The sequence below is a fragment of the Salinibacterium sp. ZJ70 genome (assembly GCF_011751865.2).
GTDB lineage: Bacteria > Actinomycetota > Actinomycetes > Actinomycetales > Microbacteriaceae > Homoserinibacter.
In genome coordinates, this window is record NZ_CP061770.1 from 1510322 (window position 1) to 1533538 (window position 23217).

23 protein-coding genes are annotated in these 23217 nt (G+C 68.5%); 3 read left to right on the forward strand and 20 right to left on the reverse strand.

The annotated features are described in order from the left end of the window. Positions 1 to 24 precede the first annotated feature (24 nt). The 16 genes from HCR12_RS07130 to HCR12_RS07205 form a co-directional block, all read right to left on the reverse strand. Positions 25 to 906 carry an ABC transporter permease gene (locus HCR12_RS07130; protein WP_166864529.1) on the reverse strand — a complete coding sequence of 294 codons (882 nt, stop codon included), beginning with the start codon at positions 904 to 906 and terminating at the stop codon, positions 25 to 27. A gap of 19 nt (positions 907 to 925) precedes the next feature. Further along, a complete protein-coding gene (locus tag HCR12_RS07135; protein WP_166864533.1) occupies positions 926 to 1954 on the reverse strand; it encodes an aliphatic sulfonate ABC transporter substrate-binding protein in 1029 nt (342 codons plus the stop codon). 46 nt (positions 1955 to 2000) lie between these two features. Beyond that, complete coding sequence (locus HCR12_RS07140; RefSeq protein ID WP_224763303.1) at positions 2001 to 2855, reverse strand: ABC transporter ATP-binding protein; 855 nt, start codon at positions 2853 to 2855, stop codon at positions 2001 to 2003. 87 nt (positions 2856 to 2942) lie between these two features. Further along, entirely contained in the window at positions 2943 to 3353 is a 411-nt protein-coding gene (gene nusB, locus HCR12_RS07145) for a transcription antitermination factor NusB (protein WP_166864536.1), read from the reverse strand. Between the two features lie 6 nt (positions 3354 to 3359). Further along, positions 3360 to 3917: an elongation factor P gene (efp, locus tag HCR12_RS07150; protein WP_166864539.1), complete on the reverse strand. Its 558-nt coding sequence runs from the start codon at positions 3915 to 3917 to the stop codon at positions 3360 to 3362. Positions 3918 to 3980: 63 nt separating this feature from the next. Further along, on the reverse strand, positions 3981 to 4418 hold the full coding sequence (locus tag HCR12_RS07155) for a type II 3-dehydroquinate dehydratase (protein ID WP_166864541.1): 438 nt from the start codon (positions 4416 to 4418) through the stop codon (positions 3981 to 3983). A 37-nt stretch (positions 4419 to 4455) separates the two neighbouring features. Further along, positions 4456 to 5541, reverse strand: coding sequence for a 3-dehydroquinate synthase (aroB, locus tag HCR12_RS07160; protein WP_166864545.1), 1086 nt, complete (start codon positions 5539 to 5541; stop codon positions 4456 to 4458). After that, positions 5538 to 6035, reverse strand: a complete 498-nt coding sequence (locus HCR12_RS07165) for a shikimate kinase (protein ID WP_166864548.1) — start codon at positions 6033 to 6035, stop codon at positions 5538 to 5540. The genes aroB and HCR12_RS07165 overlap by 4 nt, the downstream gene beginning before the upstream one ends. Then, the gene (aroC, locus tag HCR12_RS07170) at positions 6032 to 7231 is read right to left on the reverse strand and encodes a chorismate synthase (RefSeq protein ID WP_166864553.1); all 1200 of its coding nucleotides are present in this window, start codon (positions 7229 to 7231) and stop codon (positions 6032 to 6034) included. Before aroC ends, HCR12_RS07165 begins: the two co-directional genes overlap by 4 nt. Positions 7232 to 7238: 7 nt before the next feature. Further along, complete coding sequence (locus HCR12_RS07175; protein WP_166864556.1) at positions 7239 to 8057, reverse strand: shikimate dehydrogenase; 819 nt, start codon at positions 8055 to 8057, stop codon at positions 7239 to 7241. Further along, entirely contained in the window at positions 8050 to 9294 is a 1245-nt protein-coding gene (gene mltG / locus HCR12_RS07180) for an endolytic transglycosylase MltG (protein ID WP_224763305.1), read from the reverse strand. The genes HCR12_RS07175 and mltG overlap by 8 nt, the downstream gene beginning before the upstream one ends. After that, positions 9284 to 9757 carry a Holliday junction resolvase RuvX gene (ruvX, locus tag HCR12_RS07185; RefSeq protein WP_166864559.1) on the reverse strand — a complete coding sequence of 158 codons (474 nt, stop codon included), beginning with the start codon at positions 9755 to 9757 and terminating at the stop codon, positions 9284 to 9286. Before ruvX ends, mltG begins: the two co-directional genes overlap by 11 nt. Next, complete coding sequence (alaS, locus tag HCR12_RS07190; protein ID WP_166864562.1) at positions 9757 to 12411, reverse strand: alanine--tRNA ligase; 2655 nt, start codon at positions 12409 to 12411, stop codon at positions 9757 to 9759. The genes ruvX and alaS overlap by 1 nt, the downstream gene beginning before the upstream one ends. A gap of 67 nt (positions 12412 to 12478) precedes the next feature. Further along, complete coding sequence (locus tag HCR12_RS07195; RefSeq protein ID WP_166864564.1) at positions 12479 to 12709, reverse strand: hypothetical protein; 231 nt, start codon at positions 12707 to 12709, stop codon at positions 12479 to 12481. A gap of 120 nt (positions 12710 to 12829) precedes the next feature. Further along, complete coding sequence (gene rpsD, locus HCR12_RS07200; RefSeq protein ID WP_166864567.1) at positions 12830 to 13459, reverse strand: 30S ribosomal protein S4; 630 nt, start codon at positions 13457 to 13459, stop codon at positions 12830 to 12832. Positions 13460 to 13602: 143 nt separating this feature from the next. Next, positions 13603 to 15000 (reverse strand): replication-associated recombination protein A, encoded by a 1398-nt coding sequence (locus tag HCR12_RS07205; RefSeq protein ID WP_166864570.1) that lies wholly within the window; start codon positions 14998 to 15000, stop codon positions 13603 to 13605. A gap of 121 nt (positions 15001 to 15121) precedes the next feature. Between HCR12_RS07205 and HCR12_RS07210 the strand changes: the two genes are divergently transcribed. The 3 genes from HCR12_RS07210 (at position 15122) to HCR12_RS07220 (ending at position 17850) form a co-directional block, all read left to right on the forward strand. Next, a complete protein-coding gene (locus HCR12_RS07210) occupies positions 15122 to 15922 on the forward strand; it encodes a peptidylprolyl isomerase (RefSeq protein WP_224763306.1) in 801 nt (266 codons plus the stop codon). Positions 15923 to 15975: 53 nt separating this feature from the next. Next, positions 15976 to 17205 carry a DUF349 domain-containing protein gene (locus HCR12_RS07215; RefSeq protein WP_191412317.1) on the forward strand — a complete coding sequence of 410 codons (1230 nt, stop codon included), beginning with the start codon at positions 15976 to 15978 and terminating at the stop codon, positions 17203 to 17205. Positions 17206 to 17298: 93 nt separating this feature from the next. Continuing rightward, the gene (locus HCR12_RS07220) at positions 17299 to 17850 is read left to right on the forward strand and encodes a hypothetical protein (protein ID WP_166864574.1); all 552 of its coding nucleotides are present in this window, start codon (positions 17299 to 17301) and stop codon (positions 17848 to 17850) included. On the opposite strand, the gene HCR12_RS07225 is transcribed toward HCR12_RS07220, so the two are convergent. Genes HCR12_RS07225 through yajC form a run of 4 tightly spaced genes read right to left on the reverse strand, consistent with a single transcriptional unit; the run spans position 17837 to position 23208 of the window. Beyond that, positions 17837 to 20086 (reverse strand): RelA/SpoT family protein, encoded by a 2250-nt coding sequence (locus HCR12_RS07225; RefSeq protein ID WP_166864577.1) that lies wholly within the window; start codon positions 20084 to 20086, stop codon positions 17837 to 17839. The genes HCR12_RS07220 and HCR12_RS07225 overlap by 14 nt on opposite strands. Positions 20087 to 20140: 54 nt before the next feature. Beyond that, positions 20141 to 21157, reverse strand: a complete 1017-nt coding sequence (gene secF / locus HCR12_RS07230; RefSeq protein ID WP_166864580.1) for a protein translocase subunit SecF — start codon at positions 21155 to 21157, stop codon at positions 20141 to 20143. Further along, positions 21157 to 22860 carry a protein translocase subunit SecD gene (gene secD / locus HCR12_RS07235; protein ID WP_166864583.1) on the reverse strand — a complete coding sequence of 568 codons (1704 nt, stop codon included), beginning with the start codon at positions 22858 to 22860 and terminating at the stop codon, positions 21157 to 21159. Before secD ends, secF begins: the two co-directional genes overlap by 1 nt. Positions 22861 to 22863: 3 nt before the next feature. Then, entirely contained in the window at positions 22864 to 23208 is a 345-nt protein-coding gene (yajC, locus tag HCR12_RS07240; RefSeq protein ID WP_191412318.1) for a preprotein translocase subunit YajC, read from the reverse strand. Positions 23209 to 23217 lie beyond the last annotated feature (9 nt).

A 23217-nucleotide genomic window follows, 5' to 3' on the forward strand; every position in this document is an offset into this window, starting at 1 on the left:
TTCGAGGATACCCGATGCGGAGCGTCAGCCCCAGCGGCGCGCGAACCAGCGCTCGAGAAGTCCGATGAGGGCATCCGTCGCCTTGCCGAGCACGGCGAGCACGATGATCGCGAGGAAGATCCGATCCACGCGGCCGTTGTTGCCGGAGTCGTTCAGCAGGAAGCCGAGTCCCATGGCGCTCGCAAGAAGCTCCGCGGCGACGAGGAACAGCCACGACTGGGCGAGAGCGAGACGGAGGCCGCTCACGAGCGCCGGCAGGACCGCCGGAAGCTGCACGGTCGTCAGCAGTCTGAGTGGGTTGAGACCATACGCACGGCCCAGCTCGACGAGGTGCGGATCCACGTGACGCAGCGCGATCGAGAGCGTGGTCAGCACGGGGAAGGTCGCGCCGATCGCGATGAGGATGATCTTCGGCGCTTCGCCGATGCCGACGTAGAGCACGAGAAGCGGCACCCACGCGAGAGAGGGCACGGCACGCAGGGCGCCGAGCAACGGCGAGAGCAGGATGCTCGCGGTGCGCGAGAGCCCGACGAGCGAACCGAGCACGATGCCGATGAGGGCGCCGATCAGGAAGCCCTGGAAGACCCGCTGGGTCGAGATCGCGATGTGGCGCCACAGCTCTCCCGTCTGGGCGAGCTGCACGGCCGCGGTGACGACGTCACCGGGAGACGGCAGGCGATACGAGGGGATGTCGCCGAACGCGGTCACACCCCACCAGGTTGCGAGGATCGCGACAGGGATGAGCGCACCGCCCGCGATGCCCCACCAGCGGCGCTCCGCGAGCGGGCGACGCGCGGTGAGCCCGGCACCTGCGGCCGAGTAGCCGTAGGTGCTCACGAACTGGTGCGCCGGAGTGGCGCCCTCCGTCGGAGAGGGCGCCACTCGGGGCTTCTGTACGGTGCTCATCGCCGGTCGTTCGACTTCCTCAGAGCGCGTTCGGGTCGGCGGCCTGGGCGAACTTCGGCTCGAGGAGAGAGCTGAGCGCCGTGTCGATGAGCTCCTGGCTCTGCACGTCACCTGACTCGACGAAGATCGGGCCGATGACCTTCAGCACGTCGAGCTGGGCGTCACCGGGAACCGGGTCGACGTCGAGGTTCGTGCGGTCGGCGATCACGGCCGTGGCGACGGCGATGTCGATGCCCGCGACATCCGCGAGGATCTGCGCGGTCTCCTCGGGGTTCTCCTTCGCCCAGGCGCGCGCCTTCTCGTAGGCGTTGACGACGAGCTGCGCGAGGTCGGGGCTGTTCTTCAGGAACGTCTCGGTCGCGTTGAGGAAGCCGTAGCTGTTGAAGTCGATGTTGTCGTAGATGATCTTCGTCGCGCCGGCTTCGACGCTCGTCGACAGCAGCGGGTCGAGTCCCGACCACGCGTCGACGGCGCCGGCCTCGATGGCCGCCTTGCCGTCGGCGTGCTGGATGTTCTCGACGACGACCTCGTCGAGGCCCACACCGTGCTCCTCGAGGGTCTGCAGCAGGAAGAAGTACGGGTCGGTGCCCTTCGTCGCAGCGATGTGCTTGCCACGGAGCTCCTCGACCGACGTGATCGGCGAGCCGGCGGGCACCAGCAGAGCGGACCAGTTGGGCTGGCTGTAGATGTCGATGACCTGAATCGGCGAGCCGTTCGAGCGCGCGAGGAGCGCCGCCGATCCGGCGGTCGAGCCCACATCGATGGCGCCAGCGCGAAGCGCCTCATTCGCCTTGTTGGATCCGGCCGACTGCACCCAGTTGACGGTGACGTCGTCGCCGAGCGCCTCCTCGAGCCAGCCCTGGTCCTTGATGACGAGGCTCAGCGGGTTGTAGGTGGCGAAGTCGATGTTGAGAACGGTCGAGCTCCAGCCCTTCTCGGACTCCTCGCCGCTCGCAGCGGCCTCGTTCTCCCCGGCGACGCAGCCCGTGAGGGCGAGGGCGGCGGCGGTCGCGGCCGCGGCGACGGCCAGAATGCGCTTGCTGATCATGTGAAGTCCTCGGTGTGTGGGGGTGGAAAGGGTGGTGGTGCGGCGGTCAGCCTGCGAGGCGCTTCGCGCGCTGCTGCTTGATCGCCTTGGTGAGGTAGTTCTCGGGGTGGTGGCTCTCGACGCCGAGCAGCGTGAGCAGCTCAGCGCGCAGAACCGCCAGGTGGGCGTCGCCGCGGTCGCGGGGGCGCTTCTTGCCGACCTCGAGCACACGGCGGATGGTCGCGCCGGGCGCGCCGTCGTCCGAGCCGAGGAGAACGATCCGGTCGGCGAGCTGGAGCGCCTCATCCACGTCGTGCGTGACGAGGATGATGGTCGCGGGCTCGACGGCGTGGATGTCGAGGAGCAGATCCTGCATCGTGAGGCGCGTCAGCGCATCCAGCGCGCCGAACGGCTCGTCGAGGAGCAGAACACCGGGCGTGCGGCCGAGAGCCCGAGCGAGGGAGGCGCGCTGCGCCATGCCGCCGGAGATCTGACGCGGCCGCAGATTCGCCGCGTGGTCGAGCTGCACGAGCCGCAGGAGTTCGGCGACGCGGGCGCGGCCCGCCTCCTTCGCGGTGCCGCGCGGCAGGCCCAGCTCCACGTTGCGGGCGATCGAGCGCCACGGCAGCAGGCGGGGCTCCTGGAAGGCCACGGCACAGCGCTGATCGACGGGGGCGACGGGCGCACCGGCGATCTCCACCGAGCCGGCATCCGGGCGGTCGAGGCCCGAGACCATCCGAAGCAGCGTCGACTTGCCGCAGCCCGAGGGGCCCAGCAGCGCGACGATCTCGCCGGGACGGATGTCGAGGTCGACGTCACGCAGCACGATGCGGTCCGAACCGTCGGGCGCCGGGAAGCGGCGCCCGACGCCGGAGATCCGCACCGGGAGGGCGGCCTTGACGGGGGTGTCGACGGAAGTCACGTCGTCGAAGCTAGGCAAGCCGGAACGACGACGCAAAACGATCCGTCACGAACCGAAATATGACGCCTCGCGGCGTCACAGAGCGACTCAGCGGTCGCGCGCGACCGCCGCGAGGACGCCGTTCACGAATCCGCCGGAGTCATCGGTGGACAGCTCCGAGGCGAGCTGGACGGCCTCCGCGATGGCGACCGCGTCGGGCACCTCGTCGTTGTGCAGGATCTCCCACACGCCCATGCGAAGAATCGCACGGTCGACGACGGGCATGCGCTCGAGGGTCCACCCGTGGGCATGCTCCGAGATCATCTCGTCGATCGTGTCCTGGTGCTCGGCGACGCCCGCGATGATCTCGCGGGCGTACAGCCAGGACGACTGGCGCTCGGGCCGAAGCTCGGCGCGCTTGGACTCCTCCACGAGAGCATCCGCGAACGGGACCTCACGCAGATCGGCGACGTACAGGGTGTCGATTGCCCGCTTGCGGGCCTTGGTACGAGAACTCACTGAGGATCAGACGCGCCCGAGGTAGTCGCCCGTGCGGGTGTCGACCTTGACCTTGGTGCCGGTCTCGAGGAAGAGCGGAACCTGGATCTCGTACCCGGTCTCAACGGTCGCGGGCTTCGTGCCGGCGCTCGAGCGGTCGCCCTGGAGGCCCGGCTCCGTGTAGGTGACCTCGAGGATGACCGAGGCGGGGAGCTCGACGTAGAGCGGCTCGCCCTCGTGAAGCGCGATCTGCACCTGCTGGTTCTCGAGCATGAAGTTGGCCGCGTCGCCGACGATCTCGGGCGAAACCGACAGCTGGTCGTAGTCGGTCTGATCCATGAACACGAAGCTCGTGCCGTCGTTGTACAGGTACTGGTAGTCGCGGCGGTCGACCGTGGCGAAGTCGATCTTGGTGCCGGCGTTGAAGGTGCGGTCGACGGACTTGCCCGTGCGCACGTTCTTCATCTTGGTGCGGACGAACGCGCCGCCCTTGCCGGGCTTGACGTGCTGGAACTCGACCACGTTCCAGAGCTGACCGTCGATGTTGAGGACGCTGCCGTTCTTGATGTCGTTCGTCGTCGCCATGCTTCGTGATGTCCGTTCGCTGAGTTCAGGGAGGCGTTTGCGCCCGTACGAGTGTAACGACCGCTACAGGGAGCGCTGTACAGCGAAGAGTGCGAGCACGTAGGAGTCGAAGCCGAATCCGGCGATGACGCCCGTCGCGATGCCCGAGATCACGCTCGTGTGGCGGAACGTCTCGCGGGCGTGGGGGTTGGAGATGTGCACCTCGATGAGCGGGATGCCCGCCTTCGTGACGAGGGCTGCAGCGTCGCGGAGCGCGTAGCTGTAGTGAGTGAACGCCGCGGGGTTGAGGATCACCGGAGTCTGCGTATCGACCGCTTCGTGCAGCCAGTGCACGAGCTCCGACTCGTCATCCGTCTGCCGCAGGTCGATCTCGAAACGGCCGGCGGCCTCCTCGACGAGGAGCACCCGCAGCGCGGAGAGATCCTGCGAGCCGTAGACGTCGGGCTCGCGGCTGCCGAGACGACCGAGGTTCGGTCCGTTGAGGACGAGGATGCGGGTCATGTTCCGAGCCTAGTCGTCGCGTCCTGGGGCCCTGGGCCTAGGACGCGACCTCCTGGTACGCCGAGAACAGCAGCGACTCGTCGGGGCCCTGCAGCACAGTCGGACGCCCGATGTCGTCGAGCACGATGAAGCGCATGAGCGCGCCGCGCGCCTTCTTGTCGCGGCGCATGGTCGCGAGCAGCGCGTTCCAGCGCCCCGCCGGGTACGACGTCGGCAGATCGAGCGAGTCGAGGATGCGGCGGTGGCGGTCGACGGCGTCATCCGAGAGGTGCCGCGTGAGACGGGAGAGCTCGGCGGCGAACATCATGCCGATCGAGATCGCGGCACCGTGACGCCACTGGTAGCGCTCCGCGTGCTCGATCGCGTGGCCGAGGGTGTGGCCGTAGTTGAGGATCTCGCGCAGGCCCTGCTCGGTGAAGTCCTCCCCCACGACGCGCGCCTTCATGGCGATCGCGAGCTCGATCGCGCGACGGAACTCCGGCGTCGACGGGTCGGTGGCCTTCGCAGGGTCTGCCTCGACGATGTCGAGGATCTCCGGCTCCGCGATGAAACCGGCCTTCACGACCTCCGCGTAGCCCGCGAGAAGCTCATTGCGCGGGAGGGTGTCGAGCAGATCGAGGTCGCACAGCACAGTGCGCGGCGCCCAGAACGCGCCGACGAGGTTCTTGCCCTCCGCGGTGTTGATGCCCGTCTTGCCGCCCACGGCGGCGTCGACCATGCCGAGCACGGTCGTCGGCACCTGCACGACGGCGATGCCGCGCAGCCAGGTGGCGGCGACGAAGCCTGCGAGGTCGGTGGTCGCTCCCCCGCCGAAGCCGATGACGACGTCGGATCGGGTGAAGTCGGTCTGACCGAGGACACCCCAGCAGAACGCCGCGACCTCGACGCGCTTGGCGCCTTCGGCATCCGGGACCTCGGCGAGGTACACCTGGTAGCGCTCCGACAGCTGCTCGCGCATCGCCTCGGCGCGCGCGCCCATCGCCGGGGCGTGCACGATGAGCACCTTCTCCGCCTTCGGCGGCAGCTGCTCGGCGATCCCGGCGAGAAGACCGCGACCCACCTGAACGGTGTAGTCCTTCATGCCGTCGGTGCCGTGCACCGGGATGATCGTGGTCTCGGTCATGCTCTCTCCAGCCAGTCGATGACCTCCTGAGCGACGCCGTCGTAGGGCACGCTCGAAGTGTCGATCTCGATCGTCGCGAGACCTTCGTAGATGTGTCGGCGCGCGTCGAAGATGCGCTGCCAGGATGCGATGCCGTCGCGCACGAGCGGACGCTTGCCGTTGTCGAGACGAGACGCGACCGCCTCAGCCGAGATCGTCAGGTAGACGACGGGAAGTTCGGCGAGCTCCGCCTGCGTCTCGGGGTCGAGCACCGCCCCGCCGCCGAGCGACACGATTCCGTCGGTCTGCAGCGCCGCGTGCACCGCGGCGCGTTCGAGGGCACGGAAGTGCGGCTCGCCATGGGCGTCGAAGATGTCGGCGATCGGCCCGTGCTCGGCGACGATGACCTTGTCGGTGTCGACGAAGCCGAGACCGAGGGCCTTTGCGACGCGCTTGCCGACCTTCGTCTTCCCGGAGCCCATGGGCCCGATGAAGACCGCGCGAGGGCCGCTCATGCCGTGGCGATCTCGGTGCGCAGCGCGTCGGGAATGGCCGCGAGGTAGGACTCGAGGTTGCGCTTCGTCTCACCCACGGAGTCGCCGCCGAACTTCTCGAGCACAGAGTTCGCGAGCACGAGCGCGACCATCGCCTCCGCCACGACGCCTGCGGCGGGAACCGCGCAGACATCCGAACGCTGGTGGTGCGCCTGGGCCGCATCGCCCGTCGCGACGTCGACCGTGCGCAGCGCGTGCGGGACGGTCGCGATGGGCTTCATACCGGCGCGGACGCGCAGGACGGTGCCCGTGGACATGCCGCCTTCGATGCCGCCCGCCTTGTCGGACTCGCGGCGGATCGTCGCGCCGTCCATGACCATCTCGTCATGCGCCTGCGAACCGGGGCGATGTGTGGTCTCGAATCCGTCGCCGACCTCCACGCCCTTGATCGCCTGGATCCCCATGAGCGCCGCGGCGAGCTGCGCGTCGAGACGGCGGTCCCACTGCACGTAGCTGCCGAGGCCCGGCGGGACGCCGTAGGCGAGCACCTCGACGACACCTCCGAGCGTGTCTCCGTCGTCGTGCGCGCGATCGATGCGCGCGACCATCGCGGCAGAGGTCTCGGGGTCGAGGCAGCGCAGCGGATCCGCGTCGAGCTTCTCGACATCGTCCGGGGTGGGCAGGGGCGCGTCGCCCGGAACGCTGACCGTCTCGATCGAGAGCGTGTGCGAGACGAGCCGGATGCCGAGCTCGCCGAGGAACGCACGCGCGACGGCACCGAGAGCGACGCGGGCGGCGGTCTCGCGAGCGCTCGCGCGCTCGAGCACGTTGCGCGCCTCGGGGAAGTCGTACTTCTGCATGCCCACGAGGTCGGCGTGACCGGGACGCGGACGCGTGAGAGCCGCGCCGCGGCCCTTCGGCAGGGTCTCGAGGTCGACGGGCGTCGCCGACATGACGTCGACCCAGCGGTGCCACTCGGTGTTGCCGATGCGCAGCGCGATCGGGCCACCCATCGTCTTGCCGAAGCGGATGCCGCCCGAGATCGAGAGCTCATCCTGCTCGAACTTCATGCGCGCGCCGCGGCCGTACCCGAGCTTCCGGCGCTGCAGATCCTCCTGGATCTGCTCGGGAAGGATGGGCACATCCGCAGGCATCCCCTCGAGGACGGCTACGAGTTCGGGGCCGTGAGACTCACCGGCGGTCAACCAACGAAGCATGCTTCGATCATTCCACAGCGGCGCGCATCGCCCGGATGACGGCCGCCTCGTCGGGCAGCTCGACACCGGGGTCGCCGTTCACGAAGATGCGCACCTGGTGGACTGCCTGGTGCAGCAGCATCTCCAGGCCGCTCACGACCCGACCGCCCGCATCCGTCCAGCGCGATGCGAGAGCCGTCGGCCACGGGTGGTACGCGACGTCGAGGAGCGTGCCGTGGACGCGCTCCGGGATCGGCAGCGTGAACTCGGCGGCGTTCGGGATCGTGCTGACGACGACGTCCGCCTCCCGGATCCCGCTCTCCACCTCGCGGAGAGCGACCACGCCGATCTCGGCTCCGAAGACACCTGCATCGAGCACCTTCTGGGGGTCGCGCACAGCGACCGTCACCTGGCCCCCCATGCTGCGGAGGGCTGCGACGGCGCTCTCGGCCGTCGCTCCCCCGCCGAGAACGACCGCGTGTGTCGCGGCCTCGACACCCGCGCTCTGGAGCGCGGCGACCACGCCGTGCACGTCCGTGTTGAAGGCCTTCACCGGCCGCCCGGCATCGAGCAGGATCGTGTTGCCCTGCGACGTCGCGCGCGCGACCGGATCGACATCCTGGACGAGCTCCGCCACACGCCGCTTGAGCGGCATCGTGAGCGAGAGACCCCGCCACTCCGGCCCGAGGCCCGCCAGGAAGTCGGCGAGCGTCTCGTCGGTCACCTCATGGCGCTCGTACTCCCAGTCGAGACCGAGCGTGCGGTACGCCGCCGCGTGCAGCAGCGGAGATTTCGAGTGCGCGATGGGCGAGCCGAGAACCGCGAGGCGGAGCCTCGTCTCACGCACAGTAGGACTCGTTCTCCGGGGTCTCCTTGCACCACGCGTACAGACGCTTCGCCGCACGCTCGTGCTCGGCGAGGGTGTTCGAGAACACCGTCTCCCCGGTGCGCAGGTCGACCGTCACGAAGTAGAGCCAGGTGCCGTCCACGGGCGCGAGCGCCGCGTCGATGGCATCCGCACCGGGCAGCCCGATCGGGCCGAGCGGCAGTCCGGGGTTGGCGTACGTGTTGTACGGGTTCGACGCATCGGCGCGCTCCTCAGGCGAGGTCCACACCGTGTGGTACTTGCCTGTTCCGTACGCGACCGTCGCATCCGACTGCAGCAGCATGCCGCGTGCGAGACGATTCTCGAAGACACGGGCGATCTTCTGCATGTCCTCGACGCTCGGTCCCGACTCGCGCTGGATCAACGCGGCCTTCGTGAGCACCTCGAACCGGCGCTCGGGCGCGACGCCCTGGGCGTCGAGCTCCTGGATCATGCGGTCCACGAGCGTCTGGATGGCGGCCTTCGCGGTCGTCCCGGGTTCGAAGGTGTACGTCGCGGGGAACATCCAGCCCTCGATGTTCGGAGCGGACGCGGGAATGCCGAACTGGGTGAAGTTCGCCGCTTCCGTCTGCAGCTCCTCGAGAGAGATCTCCGTGGATGAGGCGATGAGCTCGAGAGCCGCAACCGAGGTGACGCCCTCGGGGATGGTGACGCGGTCGATGACGCGGTTCGCCGGGTCCTGCAGCGCGGCGAGAGCGGATTCCGCGCTCATCTCCTTCTGGAGACGGTAACTGCCGGGTTCGAAGGTGATCGACGTGTCAGCGAGGAGGAGTTCGTAGAACGCGCGATACGACATCGTGACGCCCGCCTGGTGCAGCTTGCGGGCCACATCCGAACCGATGTCTCCCGGCTCGATCACGAGGAACGTCTCCTCGCCGTTGCCGGTGGACGAGTAGTCGTATTCGGGTGCGATCCCGAGCACCTCGCGGATCTTGTCCTCGTACATCACCCAGACGGTGGCTCCGGCGCCGATGACGAGCCCGAACACCACGACGAGCGCGATGATCCACCCCCACGGGCCGCGACCGTTCCGACGCGGCTTCCCGCCGCGGGAGCGCCCCCGTGAGGAGGCGTCGCGGAGCGCGCGACGCGACATCACGGGCGCCGCGGCGTCGCCGCTCGACGCCTGCGACTGCGCCTGGACGGGAGGGTTCGTATACGGGCCGACAAGATCGTCCCAGGTCGGGTCAGAGTTCACTGCCGGATTCTTTCGTGGGAAGGACGAGGGATCCAGGGGGACGATCCGACGCCCGCTCGGACTCGAGGGCATTCTGGAGGATGATAACAGCGGCGACCTGATCGATGATCGATCGCGAGCCCTTGGTCTTGCGACCGCTCGCATGCAGCTGACGCTGAGCGCTGACCGTGCTCATCCGCTCGTCGACGAGGCGCACCGGAACCGGGGTCGCGTCGGCGAGCAGTGCCGCGAACTCCCGCGCGTCGACGGTCGACGGGGTGTCGCCCCCGTTGAGGGAGAGCGGAAGTCCGACGAGCACCTCGAACGCGTCCAGCTCTGCGATGTGCGCGAGCACGCCGCTGATCGTCCGGTCGTCACGCGCGAGCGTCTCGACGGGCGTCGCGAGGAGCCCATCGGGATCGCTGCGAGCCACCCCGACGCGCGCCCTGCCGACATCGATGCCGAGTCGTACGCCGCGACGCATCAGACGAGAGCGTCGCGGATCGCCTGCAGCGCGGCGCCGATGGCCGCGATATCGCTGCCGCCACCCTGAGCCATGTCGTCCTTGCCGCCGCCGCCACCGCCGAGCACCGAGGCTGCCTGCTTCGCGAGCGGGCCCGCCTTCACACCCGCGTCGCGGGCGCCCTGCGTGGTCGCGACGATCACCGACGGCTTCTCGCCGATCTGCGCCGCGAGCACGACGACAGCCGCCTCCGCGCTCAGACGCTCGCGCACCGAGGTGACGAGGCTGCGCAGCTCGTCGGCAGACTGCAGCTCGCCGACGCTCTCGACGACCGCGAGCACCGAGCCGATGCGCGATGCCTGCGACGCGAGGGTCGGCACCCGCTCCGAGAGCCGGCTGGCTTCGAACGCCGCGATCTTCTTCTCGGCCGCCTTGAGCTGCGCGACGAGGTCGGAGATGCGCTCCGGCAGCTGCTCGCGCGGTGTCTTGAGGTTCGCGGTCAGCTGGCTGACGATCGCGCGCTCCACCGCGAGGTCGCGGAAGGCGTCGAAACCGACGAGAGCCTCGACGCGTCGGTTGGTGGAGCCGACACTCGACTCCGACACGAGGTTCACGAGCCCCACCTCAGCTGAGGTGCGCACATGGATGCCGGCGCAGAGCTCGCGCGACCACGGACCGCCGATGTCGACCATGCGCACGGTGTCACCGTACTTCTCGCCGAAGAGAGCCATCGCGCCGGCCTTGCGGGCCTCGTCGATGGGAAGGATGCGCGTGACGACCTCGAGGTTGTCGCGCACGGCGTTGTTGGCGACCTCTTCGATCTCGCTGCGGGTCTCCGGGCTGAGCGCCTGGTTCCACGAGAAATCGAGGCGCATGTAGCCCGCCTTGTTGAAGGATCCGGACTGGTGTGCCTCCTGGCCGAGGGTCTGGCGCAGCGCGGCGTGCACGAGGTGCGTCGCCGAGTGCGCCTGGGTGGCGCCGCGGCGGTAGTCCGCGTCGACGACGCTCGTGGCGGGCTGATCCACGCCGACCTCACCCGAGCGCACCTTCACCGTGTGGCTGATGAGCCCCTTCACGGGGCGCTGCACGTCGAGCACCTCGAGGGAGAAGCCATCGCCCACGATCGAGCCCTTGTCGGCAGCCTGACCACCGGACTCCGCGTACAGCGACGACTCCGCGAGGATGACCTCGACGGTCTGGCCTGCGATGGCCTTCTGCACGGGCGCGCCGTCGGCGATGATGCCGAGAACCTTCGACTCCGTCTCGAGGAACTCGTAGCCGGTGAACACCGTCTCGCCGAGCTGGCGGAACTGCGAGTACACCGAGAGGTCGGCGAGCTTGCCCTTCTTCGCCTTCGCGTCGGCCTTGGCGCGTGTGCGCTGGTCGGTCATGAGGGTGTCGAACGCGGCACGGTCGACCGAGAGGCCCGCCTCCTCGGCGATCTCGAGGGTGAGATCGATCGGGAAGCCGAACGTGTCGTGGAGCAGGAACGCGGTGTCACCCGAGAGCGCCTCGCCGCCCACCTTCTTGGTGTCGGCGACAGCGACATCGAGGATCGTCGTGCCGCTCGCGAGCGTGCGCAGGAACGCCTCCTCCTCGCCGAGCGCGAGACGCGACGTGCGCTCGTACTCCGCCTCGACCTCCGGGTAGGCATCGCGCATCGCCACACGGGACGCCTCGAACAGCTCGGTGAAGCTCGGCGCGTCGACGCCCAGCAGACGCATCGAGCGCACAACGCGACGCAGCAGACGGCGCAGGATGTACCCGCGGCCTTCGTTGGACGGCGTGACGCCGTCGGTCATGAGCATGAGGCCCGAGCGCACGTGGTCGGCGATGACGCGCATGCGCACGTCGTCGTCGTGATCGGCGCCGTAGCGGCGGCCCGAGAGCTCGGATGCCATGTCGAGAACCGGACGCACCTGGTCGATCTCGTACATGTTGTCGACGCCCTGCTTGAGGAACGCGACGCGCTCCATGCCCATGCCGGTGTCGATGTTCTTCTTCGGCAGCTCGCCCGCGATGTCGAAGTCGGTCTTCGAGCGCACGTCCGTGAGGAGGTACTGCATGAAGACGAGGTTCCAGATCTCGAGGAAGCGCGAGTCGTCGACGGCGGGGCCGCCCTCGGCTCCGTACGCGGGACCGCGGTCAAAGTAGATCTCCGAGCAGGGGCCGCCAGGCCCGGGCTGACCGGTGTGCCAGTAGTTGTCGGCCTTGCCGAGACGCTGGATGCGGCTCTCGGGGAGCCCCGCGACGCGCTTCCAGAGGTCGATCGCCTCGTCGTCGTCCTCGTAGACCGTGACCCACAGGTCGCGCTCCTCGAACCCGAGACCGCCGTCGGTCTCAGATGACGTGAGCAGCTCCCACGCGTAGGAGATGGCGCCTTCCTTGAAGTAGTCGCCGAAGCTGAAGTTGCCGTTCATCTGGAAGAACGTGCCGTGGCGCGTGGTCTTGCCGACCTCTTCGATGTCGAGGGTGCGGATGCACTTCTGCACACTCGTGGCGCGCGGATACGGCGCCGGCACGACACCGGTGAAGTACGGGATGAACGGAACCATGCCGGCCACCGTGAACATCAGCGTGGGGTCGTCGGTCACGAGCGACGCGGAGGGCACCACGGTGTGGCCGCGGTCTCCGAAGTAGTTCAGCCAGCGGCGTTGGATCTCAGCGGTCTGCACAGGTGTTCCTTGGGTGTGTCCCCCGAGGGGACGTTCGGGCTAGCCGCCGGGCAGACGGCGTGGGAGGTCAGGAGGTCGCGCGCTTGGCGAGGTCGTCGATCGCGTCCTGCGCCTCGGCGACGGCACGACGCAGCTCCGACTCGCGGGCCTTGTAGCCCTGCACGACGGCGTCGCCGAACTGCTTCGCCTTTCCGTCGACCTCGTCGAAGAACTGCTTGCCCTTCTCGGTCTTCGAGACTTCGTGCGCGATGGCGAATCCGATGATGACGCCGGTGACGAGAAGCAGTGCACCCCGCATGATGTTCCTCACTTCGTTCGGAAAGCCGACGGCGTTCGCCGCGACCCGATCCAGCCTACTTGCTTCGACCGGACGACGAAGGCCCCCGGATGACTCCGAGGGCCTTCGCAGAGCTGAGAATCAGCGCGCGGCGTAGTACTCGACGACGAGCTGGACTTCGCAGGTCACGGGGACCTCGGCGCGCTTGGGGCGACGCTCGAGACGGGCCTGGAGCTTGTCGAGCTCGACCGAGAGGTACGCGGGGACCTTCGGCAGGACCTCGGCGTGACCACCGGCAGCGGCGACCTGGAACGGCTCGAGGCTCTCCGAGGACTCCTTGACGTGGATGAGCTGACCCGGCTTCACGCGGAACGACGGGCGGTCGACGAGCTGGCCGTCGACCTTGATGTGACGGTGCACGACGAGCTGGCGAGCCTGCGCGGTGGTGCGGGCGAAGCCGGCACGCAGCACGAGGGCGTCGAGACGCATCTCGAGGAGCTCGACGAGGTTCTCACCCGTCAGGCCCTGGGTGCGGCGGGCCTCGTTGAAGACGATGCGGAGCTGCTTCTCGCGGATGCCGTACTGCTCGCGGAGACGCTGCTTCTCGCGCAGACGGACGGCGTAGTCGCTGTCGGCCTTGCGCTTGGTGCGGCCGTGCTCACCCGGAGCGTAGGGACGCTTCTCGAGGTACTTGGCAGCCTTCGGGGTGAGCGGGATGCCGAGCGCACGGGACAGACGGACCTTGCGGCGGTCCTGGGACTTGGTGACCAAGTTGGTTTCCTTCCAGACGTGGCCGCGGACTTCACGGCTCACAGACGTGCATTCCACCGTCCGGGGCCCGGGCGCACGTCGACGCGACCGGCGGAGCTGTGTGTGGGATGTGTTCGGAAGTCGAACCTGGAAAGCTTACCAGATCAGCTGTCGGAGGCGGGCGCGGCGTCCGTCGGCGCGGCGGGCTCCTCGCGCTTCGGCATCGGCTTGCCCTGCAGCAGCGCGCGCAGACGCTCGAGGCGCGCCGTGAGCTCGCGCTCGTAGCCGTTGCCGGTGGGCGCGTAGTAGCGGGTGCCCTTCAGCTCCTTCGGCAGGTGCTCCTGGGCGGCGACGCTGTACGGCGCATCGTGCGCGTACAGGTAGCCCTTGCCGTGACCGAGCCGCTTCGCGCCCGGGTAGTGCGCGTCGCGCAGATGCTTCGGCACTCGGCCGATCCGCCCCGCGCGCACATCCGCGATCGCCGCGTCGAGAGCCTTGTAGGAGGCGTTCGACTTCGGCGCGGTCGCCAGATACACGACAGCCTCCGCGAGCAGGATGCGCCCCTCGGGCATGCCGATCAGCTGCACGCCCTGTGCCGCCGCGACCGCGACCTGCAGGGCGTTCGGGTCGGCCATGCCGATGTCCTCCGCGGCGGAGATCATGATGCGGCGGGCGATGAAGCGAGGGTCCTCCCCCGCCTCGATCATGCGCGCGAGGTAGTGCAGCGCGGCGTCCACATCGGATCCGCGCACCGACTTGATGAACGCGCTGATGACGTCGTAGTGCTCGTCGCCCTGGCGGTCGTACCGCAGAAGCGCGCGATCGACCGTCGAGGCGACGATCTCCGCCGTGATCTCGGGCGTCCCGCCCTCCTCCACGGCGCCGGGCGCCGCAGCGACCATCGCCGCGGCCTCCAACGCGGTGAGCGCGCGGCGCGCATCTCCCGATGCGAGGCGGATGATCGCGGCGCGGGCGTCATCGGTGAGCGTCACCGCACCCTGAAGACCACGCGGGTCGGAGACGGCACGATCGATGAGGATCGCGAGGTCCTCCTCGGAGAGCTGCTCGAGCGTCAGCAGGAGCGAGCGGGACAAGAGCGGGGAGATGACCGAGAACGAGGGGTTCTCGGTCGTCGCGGCGACGAGGATGACCCACCCGTTCTCGACTCCGGGGAGCAGAGCGTCCTGCTGCGCCTTGGTGAAGCGGTGGATCTCATCGAGGAAGAGCACCGTCGAGGTGCCGTAGAGGTCACGAGCGGCACGCGCCTCATCCATGACCTGTCGCACATCCTTGACGCCCGCCGTCACGGCCGAGAGCTCGACGAAGCGTCGACCCGATCCGCGCGCGATCGCCTGCGCGAGCGTCGTCTTGCCGGTGCCGGGAGGGCCCCAGAGGATCACGGAGACCGAACCCGACTCCCCTGTCGCGTCCGCGGCGAGGTTGACGAGCGGCGACCCGGGGCCGAGCAGGTGCCGCTGACCGGCGACCTCATCGAGCGAACTCGGGCGCATCCGGACCGCCAGAGGGGTCGACCCCGTGCGGAGTCCCTGCTGGCTGGTCATGCGCTCATGCTAACCGCGCACACCGACCGTCCCCTGCGCCGGTTTGATGGGCCCTCGCGTGCTGACTAAAGTCGACCTGGACTGCGCCACGTGAGCGCGCCCCGCATCGAGAGGATCCCGAGTGGCATCGAACCGACAGCAGCGCGAGCAGCGTGAGGCACGCGAGCGCCTGCGGATGTACCAGGCGCGCCAGCAGGTGCACGAGGCGAAGGACCGCCGACGCCGCCGCGACAACGTGCTCGGCGTCCTCGGAGGCATCGCGGTCGTTGCGATCGCGATCACCGCGCAGGTCGTCTACTTCACGCAGGGTCCTGGCGCATCTGAGCCCACGCCGAGCGCATCCGCGGATCCGACTCCCGAGCCCGCGGCCGAGGAGAACGTCAACGCCCCTGACGCGTCGCTCGCGGAGGGGCGCACCTGGACGGGTGAGCTCGTGTTCAACGACGCTGTCCGACTGGGCATCGAGCTCGACGGCGCCGCTGCGCCGCAGGCCGTGGCCGGCTGGGTCATGGACGTCCAGGAGGACTACTACCCCGGAACGACGTGCCACCGGCTCTCGGATCAGATGGACTTCTCGTTCATCCAGTGCGGATCGATCGACGGCGCAGGCGGGCCCGACCCCGACTACTCGTACGGCCCCGTCGAGAACGTCCCCGCGGACGGCGTCTACCCGGCAGGCACCATCGCGATGGCGCGCTCGTCGAGCCTCTACAGCAACGGCCACCAGTTCTTCATCGTGACCGCTGACACCCCGTTCCCGACGGACGCCGGGGGCTACACGGTGGTCGGTCGCGTGACGAGCGGACTCGACGATCTCATCGGCCAGATCACGTCGGCAGGCGTCGACCCCGCGACCGTCGGGGCGGATGGAACCGGAGCTCCGAGCGTTCCGACCACCATCACGAGCGTCACCCTGCAATAGGCTGAACCGGATCGGCGAAATACCGCCGACCACAGGACAGAGGTGGAACAGCAGTGAGCGACGAGCAGTCGACCCCCTGGGGCCGCGTCGATGACGACGGCACGGTGTACGTCCGCGAGGCGGACGGAGAGCGCGCGGTCGGGCAGTATCCCGACGCGACTCCCGCAGAGGCTTTGGCCTACTACGAGCGCAAGTTCGTCGAGCTCGACGGGCAGGTGACGCTCCTCGAGCAGCGCCTGCGTGCAGGGGCACCTGCTCAGGATGTCGCCAAGGCCATCGCGGCTCTCGCGCCGGCGATTCCGACGGCGAACGCCGTCGGCGACCTCGCGAGCCTCACGGCCCGCCTCGACAAGCTCACCGAGACCGTCGGCGAAGCCACCGAGAAGCAGTCCGCCGAGGCGCAGCAGGCTGTGGCGGACGCCATCGCCCAGCGTGAGGCGCTCGTCGCGGAGGCCGAGGCGCTCGCCGCACAGGACCTCTCGAAGGCGCAGTGGAAGCAGGTCACGGCGCAGCTCGACGAGCTCTTCAGCCGCTGGCAGGCCGCACAGCACAGCGGACCGCGCATCCCCAAGAAGGACGGCGACGACCTCTGGAAGCGATTCCGCGCGGCACGCACGACCGTCGAGACCGCTCGCAAGGGCTTCTTCGCGGAGCTCGACTCGGTGCACCGCGCCGCCCGCGACCGCAAGCAGGCGCTCGTGGAGCGTGCGGAGAGCCTTGCCCCCCAGGGAGTCGAGGGCATCCCCGCCTACCGCCGTCTGCTCGACGAGTGGAAGGCTGCGGGCCGCGCCGGCAAGAAGGTCGATGACGCCCTGTGGGCGAAGTTCAAGGCCGCTGGCGACATGCTCTACGGCGCCAAGGCCGAGGCGGATGCTCGCGACAACGTCGAGTACGGTGCGAACCTCGAGCAGAAGCTCGCGCTCCTCGACGAGGCCGAGCCGCTGCTGAAGGCGACCGACCGCGCCGCCGCGCGTACGAAGCTCACCGACATCCAGCGTCGCTGGGACGAGATCGGCAAGGTTCCGCGCGACCAGGTGCGCGTCGTCGAGGACCGCCTCCGCAAGATCGAGGCCGCTGTCCGCAAGCTCGAAGACGACCACTGGAACCGCACCGACCCCGAGAAGCAGGCGCGCTCGCAGGGCTTCGCCGCGCAGCTCGAGGCCGCGATCGCGAAGGCCGAGGCCGAGCTCGCCACGGCGACCGCGAGCGGAGACAAGAAGCGCATCGCCGAGGCTCAGGAGGCGCTCGACAAGCAGCGCGCCTGGCTCGCGGCACTCGGCTGAGCCGGGCTGCGCACCAGCTCTCCACAGGGGGCGTTCTTCACAGGAAGGGCGCCCCCTGTGCCGTGTGCGCTCCGCCTCCCGCATCCTGGGGCGATGAGCCTCTACGTCATCGACTCCCTCCCCTTCGTCGAGCAGCAGGCGATGCGGCTCGACGGCCACGCATACCGCCTGGCTGACAGCTACGTCTCGATCAGCATTCCGGAGGTGTCCGCAGTGCGGGCGGCAGCGGTGCACGCCGGGCGCACGGCGCGACTCGTCGCCGCTCGACGCACCGCGGCATGGATCTGGGAGGCCACTCCCCTGCGGCCCGCGGTCGACGAGTACGCGGTGAGCTCCGAGGCGCGCTGGCGGCCCCGCGCCGGCGATCCCATGGAGCTCATCGAAGCCGTTCTCACGACGGAGGATGTGGTCACGGCGGGCGGCGTGCTCGTCACCTCCCCCCTTCGCACCGCGATCGACATCTGCCGCTTCTCGGCCCGGCTGTCTCCCGCCGACGCCCTGACCGTGCGGTCACTCGGTGACCGTGGCGCATTCGGGCTCGCGGAATGCCTGTCATCGCTCGATGCGCGGCCTCGCCTCGCTGGCAAGCGGCGCACCCGGGAGCGGCTGATCTCCTGCTGGGACGGGGAACTCAGCCCGAGTTGACGCGGTACACGTCGTAGACGGCGTCGATGCGTCGAACGGCGTTGAGCAGACGCTCGAGGTGCACGGTGTCGCCCATCTCGAACACGAAACGGCTGATCGCGAGGCGCGAGCTCGAGGTCGAGACCGACGCCGAGAGGATGTTCACGTGGTTCTCCGAGAGCACGCGCGTGACATCCGACAGGAGCCCGGAGCGGTCGAGCGCCTCCACCTGGATCTGCACGAGGAAGAGACTCGACGAGGTGGGAGCCCACTGCACGTCGATCATCCGATCAGGCTGCTCGAGGAGCGTCTTCACATTGACGCAGTCCGAGCGGTGCACGGAGACACCCTGGCCGCGCGTCACGAAGCCGACGATCTCATCACCCGGAACCGGGGTGCAGCACTTCGCGAGCTTCACGAGGATGTCCGGCGCTCCACGCACCAGCACACCCGAATCCGACGGACGCAGCGAGCGTCCCCGCGACTTCGGCGTGAAGGTGAACGTCTCCTCTTCGACCTCGGTCTCGGTCTGCACCGAGGCGACGACCTTCTCGATGACCGACTGGGTCGAGATGTGCCCCTCGCCGACCGCCGCGTAGAGCGCATCGACGCCGTCGTAGCGCATCTGCGAGGCGACAGCCGTGACGACGTCCTGGCTCATGAGCTTCTGGAGCGGCAGGTTCTGCTTGCGCATGGCGCGAGCGATCGAATCCTTGCCCTGCTCGATCGCCTCTTCGCGGCGCTCCTTGGTGAACCAGCCGCGGATCTTGTTGCGGGCGCGCGCCGACTTCACGAAGTTCAGCCAGTCCTGGCTGGGGCCCGCGTCCGGGTTCTTCGACGTGAAGATCTCGATGACATCGCCCGAGTTGACGACGCTCTCCAGCGGCACGAGGCGGCCGTTGACCTTCGCACCCATCGTGCGGTGGCCGATCTCGGTGTGCACCGCGTACGCGAAGTCGACCGGCGTCGCACCCGCGGGCAGGCCGATGACCTTGCCCTGCGGCGTGAAGACGTAGACCTCCTTGGCACCGATCTCGAAGCGGAGGTTGTCGAGGAACTCCCCCGGGTCGGACGTCTCGGCCTGCCAGTCCGAGATGTGGGCGAGCCACGCCATCTCGGTGCCCGCCGAGGAGGTGTCCTCGGTGCGGCCGCTCGCCATCCGCTCCTTGTACTTCCAGTGCGCCGCGACACCGAACTCGGCCCGCTGGTGCATCTCATGCGTGCGGATCTGGATCTCGACTGCGCGCCCCTTCGGGCCGATCACGGTCGTGTGCAGCGACTGGTACAGGTTGAACTTGGGGGTCGCGATGTAGTCCTTGAAGCGACCAGGGATAGGCGTCCACCGCGCGTGGATCGAGCCGAGCACTGCATAGCAGTCGCGGATCGAGTTGACGAGCACACGGATGCCGACGAGGTCGTAGATCTCGTCGAACTCCCGCCCCCGAAGCACCATCTTCTGGTAGATCGAGTAGTACTGCTTGGGGCGCCCCACGACCTGCCCCTTGATGCGGGCGGCGCGGAGATCGTCGCCTACCGCGTCGATCACCTGCTGCACGAACTCCTCGCGCTGCGGCGTGCGGTCGCGCACGAGGCTCTCGATCTCGACGTAGAGCTTCGGGTAGAGCACGGCGAACGAGAGGTCCTCGAGCTCCCACTTGATCGTCTGGATTCCCAGACGGTGCGCGAGCGGGGTGTAGATCTCGAGCGTCTCCTGCGCCTTGCGCTTGGCGGATTCCGCCGGAACGAAGCCCCAGGTGCGGGCATTGTGCAGGCGGTCGGCGAGCTTGATCACAAGAACGCGGATGTCCTTCGACATCGCGACGATCATCTTGCGCACGGTCTCGGCCTGGGCCGAGTCACCGTACTTCACCTTGTCGAGCTTGGTGACGCCGTCGACGAGCATCGCGATCTCGTCGCCGAAATCAGCGCGCAGCAGGTCGAGCGTGTAGTCGGTGTCCTCGACGGTGTCGTGCAGCAGAGCGGCAGCGACCGTCTTCGGACCGATCCCGAGTTCCGCGAGGATCTGCGCAACAGCGACCGGATGGGTGATGTACGGCTCGCCGCTGCGACGCTTCTGACCGTCGTGCGCGCGCTCCGCAGCCGTGTACGCGCGCTCGATGAGAGCGATATCGGCCTTCGGATGGTGCGAACGCACCGTCTTCAGGAGCTTGTCGACCGCACCCGTCGGCTGCGCGCGTGAGAAGAGGCGCGGAAGCAGAGCTCTGCGCGACGCGGAATTCTGCGTCTCCGTGCTCATGCCGCCCTCCTCTCTCAGGATTCGATTCTAGGCGCGCAGCACCACGTCGACCGGCTAGGCCGCGACCTTCTCGCGCTGGGCGAGCACACGCTCGTCACGGCGCTGGATCTCCGGCTCCTTCTGACGGAACAGCACATACAGCGGCGCCGCGAAGGCGGGCGTCGAGTAGGTGCCCGCGATGGTTCCGACCAGCAGCGCGAGCGAGATGTCGCGCAGCGTGTCGGCACCGAGCGCGAACGCTCCGATGAAGAGGATCGCGGCGACAGGAAGCGCAGCCACGACACCGGTGTTGATCGAGCGGATGAGGGTCTGGTTGACCGCGAGGTTGACGGCTTCGCCGAACGTTCGCGTCGACTCGTCGCCGAGCTCAGCCGTGTTCTCGCGCACCTTGTCGAAGACGACGACGGTGTCGTAGAGCGAGTAGCCGAGGATCGTGAGGAAGCCGATGACGGCCGCGGGCGTGATCTCCCAGCCCGTCGCGGCGTAGATGCCGACGGTCAGCACGAGGTCGTGCAGGAGCTTCACGATCGCGGCGATCGACATCTTCCAGGTTCGGAAGTAGAACGCCATGAAGATCGTGGCGAACACGATGAACACGATGAGCGCGCGCACAGCGCTGCCCGTGATGTCCTGCCCCCACGTCGCGCCGATGAACGACGACGAGACCGAGTCCGTGTCGTAGGCCTCGCGCAGGTTCGCCGAGATCTCGCTCGTCTGCACTTCGTCGAGCTGGTCGGTCTGCACGCGGACGCCATCCTCGCCGATCGTGCTGACGCGCACGACGGCGCTCGGGACGACCTCGTGGACGGACTCCTCGGCGAGATCCGTCGGGACCGCACCGTCGACCTTCTCCGCGCCGGCGACGATGAACTGCGAGCCGCCGCGGAACTCGATGCCGAAGTTGAACCCGGCCACGAAGTCTCCGCCGCCGCGCACGAAGGGCACGAGCACCGAGAGCACCATGAACACGGTGGCGAGGCCCAGCCAGAAGCGACGATGCCCGACGAAGTCGACGCTGCGCGCCCCCGTGTAGAGGTCGTTACCGAGGCGCTGGAACGGTCCGGCAGCCATCAGCGACCGCCCTTCTTCTTGTCGGAGGTGGAGGTTGTCGTCGAGCTCGACGCCGCCGCGAGCTCCGCGGCCTTGCGCTCGGCGATCGTCTGGCGACGCTGCGCCTCACGGCTGGCGCCCGCGCGGCGGGCCTCAGTCGAGAGGCGGAACTCGGCGCGACCGCGGTAGACCGCTCCGAGTGCGTTCGGGTCGAGACCGCTCAGCGGGTGACCGCTCGCGAAGAAGCGGGTCGTCGCGAGCAGCTGCATCACCGGGTGCGTGAACAGGATCACGATGAGCACGTCGATGATCGTCGTGACGCCGAGGGTGAGCGCGAAGCCGCGAACGGATCCGACGGCCATGATGAACAGGATGATCGCGGAGAGCAGGTTGACGCTCTTCGCCGCGAGGACCGTGCGGAGCGCGCGCTTCCATCCGGCCTCGACGGCGCCCGTGAGGCTGCGGCCGTCACGGAGTTCGTCTCGGATGCGCTCGAAGTAGACGATGAACGAGTCCGCGGTGAAGCCGATCGCCACGATCAGACCTGCGACGCCGGCGAGCGACAGTCGGTAGCCGTAGTGGAACGACATGATGTTCACGACGAGGTACGTGATGATGCCGGCCACGAGGAGCGACATGATCGTCACTGTGCCGAGCAGTCGGTACTGGAACAGCGAGTACAGGAACACGAGCAGAAGGCCGATGAGGCCCGCGACGAGTCCGCTGGTGAGCTGACTGGATCCGAGGGTCGCCGAGATCTGCTCCTGGCTCTCGACCGCGAATCCGACGGGGAGCGCACCGAACTTCAGCTGGTCGGCGAGAGCCTTCGCGCCGTCCTGTGTGAACGATCCGGAGATCTCCGGTCGTCCGTCCGAGATGACGGCGTTGGTCGTAGGAGCGGAGATGACCTTGCCATCGAGCACGATCGCGAACTGGTTCTGCACGCCGGTGAGGCCGAACAGACGCGTGGTGACGTCGGCGAACTGCTTGGTTCCCTCGTCGTTGAAGTCGATGACGACGGCCCAGCTGCCGCGCGACACACCCGTCGAGGTGGTCTGCACCTGCGCGAGGGCGTCCTCGATCGTCGCGCCCTGCACCTCGGCCGGGCCGAGGAGGTACTTGGCGGTGCCGTCGTCCGCGCACGTGATGAGCGGCTTGTCGGCGGGGGCGACGTTCGCGCCGGAGTCGTCGATCGTCGAGCAGTCGAACGCCAGGAACTCGGATTCGAGAGCAGGAGTGATCCACGCGAGGTCGGAGGCGTTCTCGGGCGTCGTCGCCGGGGTGTCCTCGAGAGCCTCAGCACCCTCCGCGGGGGGGACCACGTCCGGGCCTGCGATCGCGAGCACGGCGCGGAACTCGAGCTTCGCGGACTGCTTGATGCGGTCCAGAGTCGCCTGATCTGCTTCACCCGGGATCGAGACGACGATCTTGTCGCCGCCCTGCGTGGTGATCTCCGACTCGGCCACGCCGGCCGCGTCGATGCGGCTGCGGATGATCGAGACGGACTGATCGAGCTGCTCCTGGGTGATCTCCTGGCCGTCCTCGAGGGTCGCGGTCAGGATGACCTGGGTGCCGCCTTCGAGGTCGAGGGCGAGCTTCGGGGTCCAGCCCCAGCCCCAGAAGAGGGCTCCCGCAGTCTGCAGGAGCAGCAGGCCCGCGATGATCGCGCCGAGCCAGCCGAGTGAGCGCCAGGCCTTCGCGGTCGGCGTGTTGCGAGCGGCCACGGCCTAGTCTCCGGAGCGCTTGTCGCCGGGGGTGTCGGTGTCGTCGGTGCGCTCGCCGATCTCGTTCTCGGCGGCCTCGTCGACCTCAGCGGCCTCGTCGGCGGGAGTCTCGTCCTCGACGACGCGCGCGATCGTCTGACGGTGCACGCGCAGCACCGTTCCGGGGGTGCTCTCGATGAGGGCGAAGTTCGCCTCCTCGTCGATCGTGAGAAGCGTGCCGAAGATGCCGTGCTGGGTCATGACCTCGACACCGGGCTGCAGCTTGCTCTGCATCTGCTCGGCTTCAGCCTTGCGCTTCTTGCCATTGCGCCAGGTGAAGAAGATCATCACGGCCAACAGGCCGACCATCATAAGAAG

Bases quoted from the DNA above. Each gene is read 5' to 3' on its own strand.
- HCR12_RS07130 (WP_166864529.1), bottom strand. From the start codon at position 906: ATGAGCACCGTACAGAAGCCCCGAGTGGCGCCCTCTCCGACGGAGGGC.
- HCR12_RS07135 (WP_166864533.1), bottom strand. From the start codon at position 1,954: ATGATCAGCAAGCGCATTCTGGCCGTCGCCGCGGCCGCGACCGCCGCC.
- efp (WP_166864539.1), bottom strand. From the start codon at position 3,917: ATGGCGACGACGAACGACATCAAGAACGGCAGCGTCCTCAACATCGAC.
- HCR12_RS07155 (WP_166864541.1), bottom strand. From the start codon at position 4,418: ATGACCCGCATCCTCGTCCTCAACGGACCGAACCTCGGTCGTCTCGGC.
- aroB (WP_166864545.1), bottom strand. From the start codon at position 5,541: ATGACCGAGACCACGATCATCCCGGTGCACGGCACCGACGGCATGAAG.
- HCR12_RS07165 (WP_166864548.1), bottom strand. From the start codon at position 6,035: ATGAGCGGCCCTCGCGCGGTCTTCATCGGGCCCATGGGCTCCGGGAAG.
- aroC (WP_166864553.1), bottom strand. From the start codon at position 7,231: ATGCTTCGTTGGTTGACCGCCGGTGAGTCTCACGGCCCCGAACTCGTA.
- ruvX (WP_166864559.1), bottom strand. From the start codon at position 9,757: ATGCGTCGCGGCGTACGACTCGGCATCGATGTCGGCAGGGCGCGCGTC.
- HCR12_RS07195 (WP_166864564.1), bottom strand. From the start codon at position 12,709: ATGCGGGGTGCACTGCTTCTCGTCACCGGCGTCATCATCGGATTCGCC.
- HCR12_RS07205 (WP_166864570.1), bottom strand. From the start codon at position 15,000: ATGACCAGCCAGCAGGGACTCCGCACGGGGTCGACCCCTCTGGCGGTC.
- HCR12_RS07220 (WP_166864574.1), top strand. From the start codon at position 17,299: ATGAGCCTCTACGTCATCGACTCCCTCCCCTTCGTCGAGCAGCAGGCG.
- HCR12_RS07225 (WP_166864577.1), bottom strand. From the start codon at position 20,086: ATGAGCACGGAGACGCAGAATTCCGCGTCGCGCAGAGCTCTGCTTCCG.
- secF (WP_166864580.1), bottom strand. From the start codon at position 21,157: ATGGCTGCCGGACCGTTCCAGCGCCTCGGTAACGACCTCTACACGGGG.
- yajC (WP_191412318.1), bottom strand. From the start codon at position 23,208: ATGGTCGGCCTGTTGGCCGTGATGATCTTCTTCACCTGGCGCAATGGC.